At 31.1% G+C, this 12,660-nt stretch carries 9 protein-coding genes; 7 read left to right on the top strand and 2 right to left on the bottom strand.

The window, feature by feature from the left end:
* Window positions 1-2 precede the first annotated feature (2 nt).
* Together E0I61_RS09735 and E0I61_RS16565 are read right to left on the bottom strand one after the other, a co-directional pair.
* Window positions 3-1,004, bottom strand: a complete 1,002-nt coding sequence (locus tag E0I61_RS09735; RefSeq protein WP_132071073.1) for a sulfite exporter TauE/SafE family protein — start codon at window positions 1,002-1,004, stop codon at window positions 3-5.
* 185 nt (window positions 1,005-1,189) lie between these two features.
* On the bottom strand, window positions 1,190-1,330 hold the full coding sequence (locus tag E0I61_RS16565; RefSeq protein WP_317126169.1) for an outer membrane beta-barrel protein: 141 nt from the start codon (window positions 1,328-1,330) through the stop codon (window positions 1,190-1,192).
* A gap of 397 nt (window positions 1,331-1,727) precedes the next feature.
* Between E0I61_RS16565 and E0I61_RS09745 the strand changes: the two genes are divergently transcribed.
* The 7 genes from E0I61_RS09745 to E0I61_RS09770 all read left to right on the top strand — a co-directional run bounded on the left by E0I61_RS09745 (window position 1,728) and on the right by E0I61_RS09770 (window position 12,611).
* The gene (locus E0I61_RS09745) at window positions 1,728-3,986 is read left to right on the top strand and encodes a lantibiotic dehydratase family protein (protein WP_132071075.1); all 2,259 of its coding nucleotides are present in this window, start codon (window positions 1,728-1,730) and stop codon (window positions 3,984-3,986) included.
* On the top strand, window positions 3,986-4,855 hold the full coding sequence (locus tag E0I61_RS09750) for a thiopeptide-type bacteriocin biosynthesis protein (protein ID WP_132071077.1): 870 nt from the start codon (window positions 3,986-3,988) through the stop codon (window positions 4,853-4,855). Before E0I61_RS09745 ends, E0I61_RS09750 begins: the two co-directional genes overlap by 1 nt.
* The gene (locus E0I61_RS09755; protein ID WP_132071079.1) at window positions 4,852-6,552 is read left to right on the top strand and encodes a helix-turn-helix domain-containing protein; all 1,701 of its coding nucleotides are present in this window, start codon (window positions 4,852-4,854) and stop codon (window positions 6,550-6,552) included. Before E0I61_RS09750 ends, E0I61_RS09755 begins: the two co-directional genes overlap by 4 nt.
* Window positions 6,553-6,684: 132 nt before the next feature.
* The gene (locus tag E0I61_RS16310; protein WP_165930209.1) at window positions 6,685-6,837 is read left to right on the top strand and encodes a hypothetical protein; all 153 of its coding nucleotides are present in this window, start codon (window positions 6,685-6,687) and stop codon (window positions 6,835-6,837) included.
* Window positions 6,838-6,875: 38 nt separating this feature from the next.
* On the top strand, window positions 6,876-9,041 hold the full coding sequence (locus E0I61_RS09760) for a prolyl oligopeptidase family serine peptidase (RefSeq protein WP_132071080.1): 2,166 nt from the start codon (window positions 6,876-6,878) through the stop codon (window positions 9,039-9,041).
* Window positions 9,042-9,047: 6 nt separating this feature from the next.
* Window positions 9,048-11,240: a peptidase domain-containing ABC transporter gene (locus tag E0I61_RS09765; protein WP_132071081.1), complete on the top strand. Its 2,193-nt coding sequence runs from the start codon at window positions 9,048-9,050 to the stop codon at window positions 11,238-11,240.
* 81 nt (window positions 11,241-11,321) lie between these two features.
* A complete protein-coding gene (locus E0I61_RS09770; RefSeq protein WP_132071083.1) occupies window positions 11,322-12,611 on the top strand; it encodes an HlyD family secretion protein in 1,290 nt (429 codons plus the stop codon).
* Window positions 12,612-12,660 lie beyond the last annotated feature (49 nt).

The raw sequence follows: 12,660 nt of genomic DNA on the forward strand, positions 1-12,660 counted from the left end.
GTCTAAATTTGATTTTTCTCTAAATATGGGTTTGAGTTATTGCTAATGGAAATAGTTCTATTTTTTGTTTTGGAAAGAACTCTAAAAAAAAGGTATCCAAAAACAATGATTGAAAAACTAATTCCACAGAGGTATAATGAAGGTTTTAATATTATTATTGCTCCTAAATATTGAATTATGGTTACTATATATAAAAAATTTGTGACTACATTTCTAGTAACAAGTGTTATTAAATAGGCACCTAAAGGAGCAAAAAGCATGACAAAAGGAATTGCACAAAGCCAATAGTTAAAAGCTACTGGTTGAAAATCTTTTAATATAAAAACATGCATAAAAAATCCGATTAATGTATTTATAGTCATTAAGACCACGGCTGTTGGTGTGGCAATTTTTTCATTTATTTTATAGTGTAGTGTTAATAGACAGAAAGTGAATATCCCAACTCCATCGCCAAAAAAAGAAGTTATAACGCCCCCAATAAAGCCAAAAACAATAAGTTTAATAACTTCTATTTTATCTAATGTTATTATTTTGTCAATAATTTCTCTGTTTTTATTTTTATTTAATAAATATAAAGCAATTGCAAAACTCAACCATAGTGATACAAATAATAGTTTAATTATTTTTGGAGGAAATATACCATCTAAAAGATAAATTCCAAATACTAATCCCAAAAAACCTCCAATCGATGCAAAACGGATAGATTTCCATTCAACTGGAATCTTCATTCCAATTATTAACAAACTAGCAGAAGTCATTCCTATACTTTGTATGGCAAAACAAAAATTTCTTGCAATGCTTGGTGAAATATCTAATAATAGTGTAAATACAGGAAAAGCAACTGCGCCACCACCTTCTGAAGTTGCTCCGGCAACAAATGATCCAAAAACCATGGTTAGAGAAACTACCCAATTTTTTTCAAACAAATAAAAAAGATTGTTGGAGGTCATATAGTAAATCCATATTGATAGTACTCCGACAAGAAAAGTTAAATAGTATTTCATATGTGTTTTATTTTTTGTAATATCAATTTTTTAAATTCCTTTTTCAACAACTCCCCAGTGTCGCATTTGTTACTTGAATCTAAGGTTTGAAAAAGAAAACTCTAAATTATCTAAAAAAGAAGGTTGCGAAAATGGATTTCCTTCTACATATAGGATTTTCGTAAATTCTAAATGGATTTAACTGCTTAATAGGGTCTATTAATTCTACGACTATAGTTTAAAGAAAGTGTACTATTATCGTTTGATTTATAACTCACATAGGCTGTTGGAAAGAGTTTTATGCAATTATTTGTGTTAGTTTCATTATAGTTTTTAGAATCCTTAATTTATCAACAAAACTTCAGCTAAATTAATAGGGGTGTTTTCATGGTTGACAACTTTACCCGTTACTTTAATCTGTGAAAACGAAACAGAACTATAAATAAGAACTAAGGCAATAATATTTTTTTTCATTGAAATAATAATGTAATTTTTCTGAAGCCAAAACTATATGAAAGGTGTTGTTCAAAACAAACGGTAGTGGTCGATATTTATAAATATAGAGTCTAAATTTATAAATTCTTATTAAGCTAAATTATAACCAACTGATTTTTAGACACATTATAAAATACTTTTTTTAATGATTTTGTAGGTATTTTTAGGAAAATAAGGATTAATTTTTAAAATAATTAGCTAATTTTGGCGCATACAATCTTATAATCGCGCTGTTTTTTTATTGTTTCCATGCCAAAATCAAAAATAAGTTATCGTTTCTTTTCTTCCTTCATAATAAGAACTCCGGTTTATCCTATTGATTTTTATAAAAATCTAACCAAAGGATTATTTATTGAGTCCGATGCAATAAAAGAAATACTTAAAAATGCTCCAATAAATGAAGCGTTGTTTTTGGCATCGCCCGAATTGTATGCCGAAATCCGAAAATGGCTTACACAAGAAGATTATCCTATTGATAAAGCCAGTAAAATTAAGCTTTCGGTGTTGAAATACTTTATACGAATGTCAACCCGATGTACTCCTTTTGGGCTTTTTGCGGCTTGTGGTGCGGGCAAACTGGCCAATGAAACGGTTATCAACATCGATAAAGAAAAAAGCTTTCGTAGAAAAACTCGTTTCGACATGCAGTTCCTAGCAAATTCGGTAAGTGAACTAACAGCAAATCCAACTATCCAAAACCAACTCCTTTTTTATCCCAATTCGACACTTTATCAATTGGGTGATTTTTATAGATATGTGGAGTATACTTTGCATCAAAATAAACGAAAGTATTCTCTTGAAGCATTAAAACGTACAGATTACTTAGATTTGATATTGCAAAAAGCGATTGTTGGTGCCAGGAAAAAAGAATTGGCATTAGTTTTAATTTCTGAAGAAATAAGTAAAAAAGAAGCTATGGAATTTATTGAAGAATTGATTTTCAATCAAATTCTGGTATCAGAATTGGAACCTACACTTACTGGAAGCTCATCTCTCAATCCATTCTCAGGGGAAAGAGATATCGAAAACATCAATAAAGAGGTAGTAGCGTTTGGAGGTTTTTATGATAAACTAAATAATCAGTTACTAAAAATTGACACTAAAATAGGAAATTTTATATCTTGTTATGAAGACATAATAGCAACTATTTCCAAAACAAATATTCCTTTTGATGAAAAATACTTGTTCCAAACCGATTTATTTCTTGATTCTGACAATTTGCAATTGGAAAAGGAATACTCGTTTGAATTATTAAGAACAATAGATCTTCTCAATAAAATTTCTGAAAAGCCAAAAAATACAGCATTAGAAAATTTCAAAAAAGCTTTTGTTGAACGATATGAAAGCGAAGCTATTCCATTAGTTAAAGCACTCGATGTAGAAACAGGAATTGGTTATTTACAGCAAAGCGGTAGTTTTGATGTTACACCATTATTAGATAGTTTAGCAATAAGGCAAAAAGTAAATCCGGATAATCATCAAATAAGCTTGAATAAAGCGGAGAAAATTATCTACAAGAAATTACAAAATGCCTTGCAGAATAACGAAAACAATATCATTTTGAATCTTTCTGACTTTGATAATATTGATTTTTCAGGACAAAATTTACCTGCTACTTTTTCGTGTCTTTTTGAAATTGTTGAAGAACAAGAAAAAGAATGGGTCGTAATTCAAAGCATTGGTGGTTCGAGTGCTGCCAATTTATTGGCTCGGTTTTGCTATGGGGATTCTGGAATAAATGATTTAGCAAATGAAATTACTCAATATGAATCGGAAAATTATTCCGATAAAATCTTAGCCGAAATAGTCCACTTGCCAGAATCAAGAACTGGAAATGTGTTACGAAGACCCAGTTTTAGAGCCTATGAAATACCTTATTTAGGACAAGCTAGTTTACCTACTTCTCACCAAATAAACATTGAAGATTTAGTACTATTTGTGAAAAATGACCGCTTAGTTTTGTGGAGCAAAAAACAGGATAAAGAAGTTATACCAAGATTGACTAATGCTCACAATTATTCCTATAATGCGTTACCCATTTATCATTTTTTGTGTGATATGCAATTTGAAAATTGTAAACCCTCAATTGGACTTCATTGGGACAACTTGGAAAAGCTTTTTGATTATTTTCCTAGAGTGACTATTAAAAATTGTATTGTATCGAAGGCCAAATGGGTATTTAGCAAAGAAAAACATCCTGAATTTTTTAAAATATTGACTATAAAAGAGATAATTTATGACAAAAATATTTTTAGTTTTGCGTCACATATTCCGTCTTTGGAGGTTAATGAGCTTTTACCTCAATATGTTTCACTGGCAGATGGAGATAATGCACTGATAATTAATCTAGAGAATAGTACATGTATTGAAATGCTTATTGAAACTGTTAAAAATAGATCACAATTTGTTTTAGAAGAATTCTTATTTCCTTCAAGCAAAGTGGTTACTGGAAAAACCGATTGTTATGCAAATCAATTTATTGTAGGATTAAAAAGGGATAAATCATAATGAAAGAAATAAAAAGGACTTTCATTCTGGGACAGGATTGGCTATATTATAAGATTTATTGTGGGAGTTACTCGGCAGATATTGTTTTGATAGAAAGCATACTGCCAATTGTAGAGGGGTTGCAGCAAAAAAAGCTTATTGACCAGTGGTTTTTCATACGATACCATGATCCTAAAAATCATTTAAGATTACGTTTTCATTTGCCGAATCCAGATAATCTTCAAGAAATCATAAAATTAACGCAGCCCTATTTCGGTAAACTGATTGAAAAAGATATCGTTTATGACATAGTAACGGCAACCTATAAAAGAGAAATGGAACGATATGGTAAAACAACTATAACAGCAGTTGAAAAATTGTTTTATTACCATAGCGAGAAAACACTTCAACTTATTGACAACATTACTCCGGAAGATGATGAAATAGCCCGGATATTTGCTTCGTTGCAAATGATAGACGATTTATTGGAAGAATTCGAGATGTCTTTGACTCATCGACAAGAGTTCATACACAGTATGCAATTGCAATTCAAAGAAGAACATAATATAGGAAAGGACAATACGAAAAAACTAGATCACTTATATAGAAATTATAGAACCGAAATTTCATTGTTTCTTACAGAAAAACAAGAACCACAATATTTAGAAGGACTCATAGAAATAGTAAAAACAAAAGAAGAGGAAGCCAAAATAATAAAAACCATTTTGAGTAAAATTAAAGAAAACGGCACTACTATTTCACTTGAATTGATTGCCTCACTCATTCACATGAACATCAATCGTGTTTTTCGATCCAAACAAAGACAATATGAAATGTTATGTTATGATTTCATGAACCGATATTACAAAACCAGACTAGCCAGAAAATGAAAAACCCTATTATAATTATTTTATTATTAATTACAACAACTCTTTTTTCTCAAAAAAAGTACCATTTTATTGTTCCAGAGTCATTACAAAACATGTCTTTTCAAACCTTGGAGAAGCGTTTTGACAATTCTCTTTTTAATAAAAAAAGCCTTGCTATTTATGCTAAAACCTATTATAAGAAATCAGAATGGCAAAATGATGAAATAATTAAAGCAAATGGAATGTACATGCTTGCTTATATTTCTAGTGAAGACTCATTGTTTTCTTTAACAGATTCAATCATTGCTTTAACAAAAAAAAGGAATGATTTTATTTTTCCTGCAAAAGCTTATATATTAAGAAGCATAATCTTTTTTTCAAATGGACAGTTTAATAAAGCATTAGTTAATATACTGAATGCAGAAAAATATTCCAGTAAGTCTGGTAATATAGAGCAAAAAACACTAATTAATCAGCAGATTGGTTTAATAAAGATTGAATTAGGTAAACCCCAGGAGGCATTAGCTTTGATCATTGAAAATTATAATTATTATAAAAATAAAAAGACAGGTTCTCCTTATTATGTCTATTCTGCCTGGATATTATCTAATATTTATAATCGTCTTAACAAACCAGATTTAGCTTTATACTATAATGAACTTTTCTTAAAAAAAATGAAAGTAGAAGATCCATATTATAAATATTTTATGCTTAATAAAGGAGTTTCATATCATTTAAAAAAACAGTATTCATTAAGTAATAAAATATTAGACGAAGCTATAAATCTGTTAAAAATAGATAAAATAAACCAAGCTATAGCATATTATTATAGAGGAGAAAATGTCTTACAAGGTGAAAAAAGCGATCTTAAATCTAAAAAATATTTTGAAAAAGTTGATTCTATATTAATATCTACAACTGAGTTTACTTCTATTTTACGAAATAATTATCTTCATTTAATTGAAATTTACAGGAAATTAAAAGATAATAATAAGCAACTTTATTATTTAAACAGGTTAATTGAGATTGACGAAAAATTAAACAAAAATAATGTTGTACTATCTGATAATATGAATCAGAAATATGATACTCCTCATTTATTGTTTGAAAAAGAAAAAATTATTGTCAAAATAAATCAAGAAAAATACATCTACATTGGTATTGGATTTATTGTTTTCATTGGATTAGTTTTTTCACTCTATTATTTAGTAAAAACTAAAAGAGAAAAACAACTTTTTGAAGAGCGTTTTAAAGTATTGATGGAGCAGCCTAAAAACGAAGTAATTCAGGTAATAGGCACAATACCAGTTACAACAATTGTGGAAGATAATAAAACAAAATCATTCGATTTACCAAAAGATATTGAAAAAGATTTATTGCAAAAGTTAGCATCATTTGAAAAAGAGCAAGGTTATTTAGTGATGAATTTAAAACTAACCGATCTTACCAAACAGTTTGACACCAATAGTAGCTATTTGTCAAAAACCATAAACCATTTTAAAGATAAAAATTTTAGCCAGTATCTTAACGATTTACGAATCGCATATGTAGTAAAGCATTTGAAAGCGGATAAAAAATTTAGAAAATATACCATAAAAGCAATTGCCGAAGAAGTAGGTTTTAGTAATTCCGAGTCATTTGCCAAGGCTTTTTATAATCAAACGGGGCTGCAACCCTCCTTTTTTATCAAAAAAATAGAGGAGAACAAGGAAATTTAATTTTTTTAACGTTATGAAAATAAAATACATACTGATATTTTAAATCGGAATTTATAAATCTAGACTACAGTTATTTTTTTGTGAAGAAGTAGCACATTACATTCGCCGAAATCTAATTTAAAAAAACAAATCATGAAAAAAAAGACAGTTGAAACAACAAAAAAGTTGTCGTTAGAAAAATTTAAAATAGCTGAATTAAAAAACCCAAAAGCAATTGTAGGAGGAAATGCAGACGATGGTGGTGGAGTTATAACTGCTGATCCTACTAAAATAAGTCGAGGTTAAAAAAAAATATCCCAGTTTTATCTTTAAAAGATTTATAAATGGTCAAAATAAAAGGTTGTCTATTTTTGTTTGTTTGTGTTTTTACTAATGCACTTATAGGGCAGAATATTTTATTGCCGGAGAAGCAGTTTAACGAAAAGTATTTTGAGAAAAATATTTCCGATCCATATCGCTATATGGAAAAATTAGATGATCCATTAGTCCAAAATTGGTTTAAGCAAAATAGTTTAAAAACACGTGCTTTACTGGATAATATTTCCGGTAGAAAGGAAATTGTAGATAAATTATTAGAAATTGAAAGTAGAAAATCCTACAATATAACATCGTTAAATATTACTGATGATGATTTCTTTTTCTATTTAAAAAAAACTGATAAAGATAAAACCGGGAAATTATATTACAAAAAATCTGAAAAAGGAGCTGAAAATTTGCTTTTCGATCCTGTTGAATATAAAAAAGGATACATAATCAATTATCTAAAACCTTCATGGGATAATAAGATAGTTGCGTTGGGTTTATCAAAAAATGGTGAAGAAATTGGTGAGATTGTTTTTTTGGATGTAAGTACGAAAACAATCAGGCCTGAAGTTCTACCAAATGCATGGCCCGCTGAATTAAAAGGAATAAAATGGCTTTTGGATAATTCGGGTATTATTTATCAGCACATTCCGGTTATCGATTCAAATAATAAAAATTATCTCTTGAATACTGAATCAGTCATTTATAAATTAGGAGATGATCCATTATATCATAAAGTTGTTTTTTCAAAAAATAGTAATCCGGAATTAGCTATCAAACCTGAAGATTTTCCTATTATTTGTGAATTCACTCCAAAGGACAAATATATTTTAAGCTTTTTAGGTGGAGCATCAAACTATTATGATTGTTTTTACGCTAAAATTCAAGATTTTAATAAGATACAAATAGATTGGAAACCTTTATTTAAAAAAGAAGACAATATTAAAGATCAAATTGTTATCGAAGATTCTATTTATTGTTTATCATCTAAGGAAGCGTCTAATTTTAAAATAGTTAAAGGATATATAACAAATTTTGATTCTCATAAATTAAAAACTATAGTGCCGGAAAACAAAAATGAAACTATTGATGATTTCGTTATTACAAAGGATGGATTATTTTATTCCACCACCAAAAATGGTGTAGAGGCTCATTTATATTTTGTTGATGATAAAATAACAAAGCAAATTGTTTTACCAATTAAAGCAGGAAGATTATCAATACAAATTAAAAATAAATTTCGTTCTGACTTATGGATATCTTGCAGTGGCTGGATTAATGCAAAGCAAAGATATAATTATGATGTTTTTAGAAATAAATTTATTGAAGCCTCTTTATCTCCAGTTATCACTTATCCGGAATATCAAAATTTTGTAGTCGAAGAAATTGAGATTCCATCGAAAGATGGAGTTTTAGTGCCTGTATCCTTAATCTATAAAAAAGGACTCAAAAAAAATAAAATGAATAATGTACTAATAGATGGATATGGGGCATATGGAACATCTCTAACGCCTGTATTCCAGCCTATATACTTGTCTTGGGTATTGAATGGAGGCATGTATGTAGTTAGTCATGTTAGAGGAGGTGGAGAAAAAGGAGATGATTGGCATCAGGGTGGTTATAAAGCTAACAAACCTAATACTTGGAGAGATTTAATAACTACAGCAGAATATCTAATTAAAGAAAAAATAACAAATAATAATAAAATTGCCATTTCTAGCGGAAGTGCAGGGGGAATTTTAGTTGGTAGAGCTATAACAGAAAGACCAGATTTATTTAAAGTTATGCTTTGTGAAAATGGAGATCTGAATACTTCAAGAATTAAAGAAGTCTCGAATGGACAAAACGGAATGAAAGAATTTGGTAATCCAAATATTGAAGAAGGATTTAATGCACTCTATGAAATGGATTCATATCAGCATCTAAAAAAAGGAGCTTCATACCCAGCTTGCTTGATTTCAGTTGGAATGAATGATGCCCGTGTCGCTCCATGGATTTCAGGTAAGTTTGTAGCCAGAATAAAAGCATCAACAATATCTCATAATCCAATTCTTTTTGCAGTGGATTATGATGCGGGTCATGGAATGGATAGTTCCAATTTACAGCTTTATAATGATTTTGCTGATGGATTTGCATTTGCCTTGTGGCAGATGGGGCATCCGAAGTTTAAGTTGATAAAAAAGTAATTTAGATTGAAGCGATTTCCTCATTATTTACAGAATGATTATAAAGACTGCGGACCAACCTGCCTAAAAATCATTGCCAAACATTACGGCAAAACTATAAACATACAAGCGTTACGCAATTTATCAGAAACCACACGTGAAGGAAGCAATCTGCTATTTCTAAGCGATGCTGCCGAGAAAATAGGTTTTCGAACATTAGGTGCAAAACTCAATCTAAAAAGATTAGATGAAGCGCCATTGCCTTGCGTGTTGCATTGGAACAAAGAACATTATGTAGTCTTATACAAGATTAAAAAGGGTAACTATTTTATTTCAGATCCTGGGTTTGGATTAATAGAATACAACCAACAAGATTTTATCAAATTCTGGATAGGTAATAATGCCACTGAAACCACAGAGGAAGGCATAGCTTTATTACTTGAACCTACGCCAAAATTCTTTCAGTCAGAATTTGATAAGGAAGATAAAAAAGGATTAGGATTTGGTTTATTATCCCAATATGTATTGAGATACAAATCCTTTTTAATGCAGTTAAGCATTGGTTTATTAGCGAGCAGTTTGTTGCAGCTTATTTTTCCTTTCCTAACACAAAGTATTGTCGATGTTGGGATTCAAAACCAGAATATTCATTTTATCTATTTAATTCTGTTTGCACAACTGTTTCTTTTCGCAGGTAGAACAGGCTTGGAACTCATTCGAAGTTGGATATTGTTGCATCTTTCTACTCGAATAAACATATCCTTGATTTCGGATTTCTTTATTAAATTAATGAATTTGCCGATTTCCTTTTTTGATGTTAGGATGACGGGCGATATCATGCAACGTATTAATGATCATCATCGTATTGAGCGAATACTTACCACTTCATCATTAAACGTATTGTTCTCGGTAATCAATATGTTTATTATGGGAGGGGTTTTGGCGTATTATAACCTACAAATATTCTTCGTCTTTTTTGCGGGAAGTTTATTGTATTTCGGTTGGATAACCTTGTTTTTAAAAAGAAGGGAAGCACTGGATTATAAAAGATTTTCAGAAGTCAGTCAAGAGCAAAGCAAAGTCATGGAGCTCATCAACGGGATGCAGGAAATAAAATTGCACAACGCCGAGAAACAAAAACGCTGGGGATGGGAATATGTCCAAGCGAGATTGTTTCGGGTTTCTATAAAAGGCTTGGTTCTGGAACAAACGCAAACCATAGGCTCATCAGTAATAAATGAGTTAAAGAATATTTTCATTATTTTTCTTTCGGCAAAATTGGTTATCGACGGACAAATAACCCTAGGAATGATGATGGCAATTACCAGCATTGTGGGGAGCTTGGATGGTCCAATTATGCAACTAATTAATTTTGTTAGAGAATTACAAGATGCCAAAATATCGCTTGCCCGACTTTCTGAAATTCATAACAAAGAGGACGAAACTCAACAAGAAGTCCATCAAACACATGATATTCCAAAAGATTGTGCTATTCAAATAAAGGATCTTTCCTATCGTTATTTGGGATCGGATATTCCGGTTTTAAAAAATTTGAACTTGATCATTCCTGCTCACAAAGTAACTGCCATTGTGGGGGTTAGCGGAAGTGGTAAAACCACCTTAATGAAACTATTGCTTAAATTCTACGAGCCTAACAAAGGAGAAATTAATATAGGGAATACTTCACTTGCAACTATTGCTCAAAAATCATGGCGTGCTAACATTGGAGCCGTAATGCAGGAAGGGTTTGTTTTTAATGATACCATTGCGAATAATATCGCTGTAGGGGTTGATAATATTAACAAAGAACGACTGGTATATGCTGCTGATGTTGCCAACATAAAAGATTATATTTCTGGTTTGCCACTGGGATATAATACCAAAATTGGTTCCGAAGGAGTTGGTATGAGCACAGGACAAAAACAACGTTTATTAATCGCTAGAGCCGTGTATAAAAATCCTGAAATGTTGTTTTTTGACGAAGCTACTTCGGCATTGGATGCCAATAATGAAAAAGAAATTATGGGAAAATTGGATATTTTCTTTAAAAATAAAACCGTGGTTGTGATTGCGCATCGATTAAGCACGGTTATGAATGCAGATCAAATTGTTGTTCTGGATAAAGGAAAAATTATTGAAATGGGGAATCATTCCGCATTGGTAGAACAAAAAGGGAATTATTTCGAATTGGTTCGGAATCAATTGCAATTAGGGAATTAAAGCCCCCCTAACCCCAAAAGGGGGAATGAATGTGGTTTGAAGATTAACGATTTTAGAGTTAAGAAGGAAAGAGATTAAATAATGGCCACAAATAAAGAAATAGAGTTAAGAAGCGAAGAAGTACAAGATATACTCACGCGTGTCCCGCATTGGATGATCCGTTGGGGCACGGTTTTAATTTTTGGAATTATCATGATGCTATTTTTTGTCTCCTGGTTTGTGAAATATCCAGATGTTATTACAACGGAAGTTGTGATTACGACCAACATACCGCCTGAAAAGCTGGTAGCCAAAACTTCTGGGCGAATTGAAGCTGTTTTAATAACGGATAAGACCAGAGTTAAAGTAAACATACCATTGGCAATAATTGAAAATCCGGCTAATTATAGGGACGTGTTTTTATTGAAAAGTATCATTGACACTATAAATATCAATGCTAAAAATAATCATTTCCCTTTTGAATTATTGAAAAATAAGCAGTTGGGCGATATTGAAAGTGCTTTTTCGATTTTCCAAAAAGACTATATAGCCAATAAGCTCAATACGGACTTACGCCCTTTTCAAATCGAAAATAGGGCGCAGCTTTCAGAAAGTGTGCAGATTAGGGAGCGTCTAAGTCTTTTACAACAGCAAAAAAGCATCAATGAATCGGAATTACTGCTTCAAAAAAATGATGTGAATCGATTTGAAACGCTGTTTAATAAAGGAGTTGTGTCGGCACAAGATTTTGAAAATAAAAAACTAGGATACCTTCAAGCCCAAAAGAATTACAAAAGTCTATTGAGCAGTATTTCGCAATTAAAGTCATCCTTGATTGATAATAACAGAAACAGTGAAGGAACGAGAATCAGCGGTACTAAAGAAGAAGTTAATTTGGAAGGGAATAGAATGCAGTCTTTTTATCAATTGAGAAAAGTAATAAAAGATTGGGAATTGGCTTATGTGCTGAAATCATCTATTGAAGGACAAGTTACCTTTTTGCAAGTTTGGACGGAGAACCAGACTATAACTGCTGGTGACAATGTGTTCTCTATAATTCCAGTCGTGGAAATGGGGTATGTGGGTAAAGTAAAAGCCTTGGCTCAAAATTCAGGAAAGATCAGAGTGGGTCAAAGAGTCAATATTCGTTTGGCAAATTTCCCTGATAGAGAGTTTGGCGTGCTGAGTGGTAAAGTGAAAAATATTTCTCTTGTTCCTGACAAGGAAGGTAACTTATTATTGGATATTTCGCTTCCGGGAAACTTGAAAACAAATTATAATAAGGTCATTCCTTTTCAACAGGAAATGAAAGGTTCCGCCGAAATTGTTACAGAAGATTTGCGTTTAATAGAACGACTGTTGTATCAGTTTAGGGATGTTTTTAGGAGGTAATTCACTCTATATAATCTTCACATTTGAGCTTAAATTAGAATTTACAGCA

Origin of the sequence: Flavobacterium ranwuense, from assembly GCF_004349315.1 — a bacterium.
Lineage (GTDB): Bacteria > Bacteroidota > Bacteroidia > Flavobacteriales > Flavobacteriaceae > Flavobacterium > Flavobacterium ranwuense.

Excerpts from the sequence above, each read along its gene's own strand:
- E0I61_RS09735 (WP_132071073.1), bottom strand. The coding sequence starts at position 1,004 with ATGAAATACTATTTAACTTTTCTTGTCGGAGTACTATCAATATGGATT.
- E0I61_RS09745 (WP_132071075.1), top strand. The coding sequence starts at position 1,728 with ATGCCAAAATCAAAAATAAGTTATCGTTTCTTTTCTTCCTTCATAATA.
- E0I61_RS09750 (WP_132071077.1), top strand. The coding sequence starts at position 3,986 with ATGAAAGAAATAAAAAGGACTTTCATTCTGGGACAGGATTGGCTATAT.
- E0I61_RS09755 (WP_132071079.1), top strand. The coding sequence starts at position 4,852 with ATGAAAAACCCTATTATAATTATTTTATTATTAATTACAACAACTCTT.
- E0I61_RS16310 (WP_165930209.1), top strand. The coding sequence starts at position 6,685 with ATGAAAAAAAAGACAGTTGAAACAACAAAAAAGTTGTCGTTAGAAAAA.
- E0I61_RS09760 (WP_132071080.1), top strand. The coding sequence starts at position 6,876 with ATGGTCAAAATAAAAGGTTGTCTATTTTTGTTTGTTTGTGTTTTTACT.
- E0I61_RS09770 (WP_132071083.1), top strand. The coding sequence starts at position 11,322 with ATGGCCACAAATAAAGAAATAGAGTTAAGAAGCGAAGAAGTACAAGAT.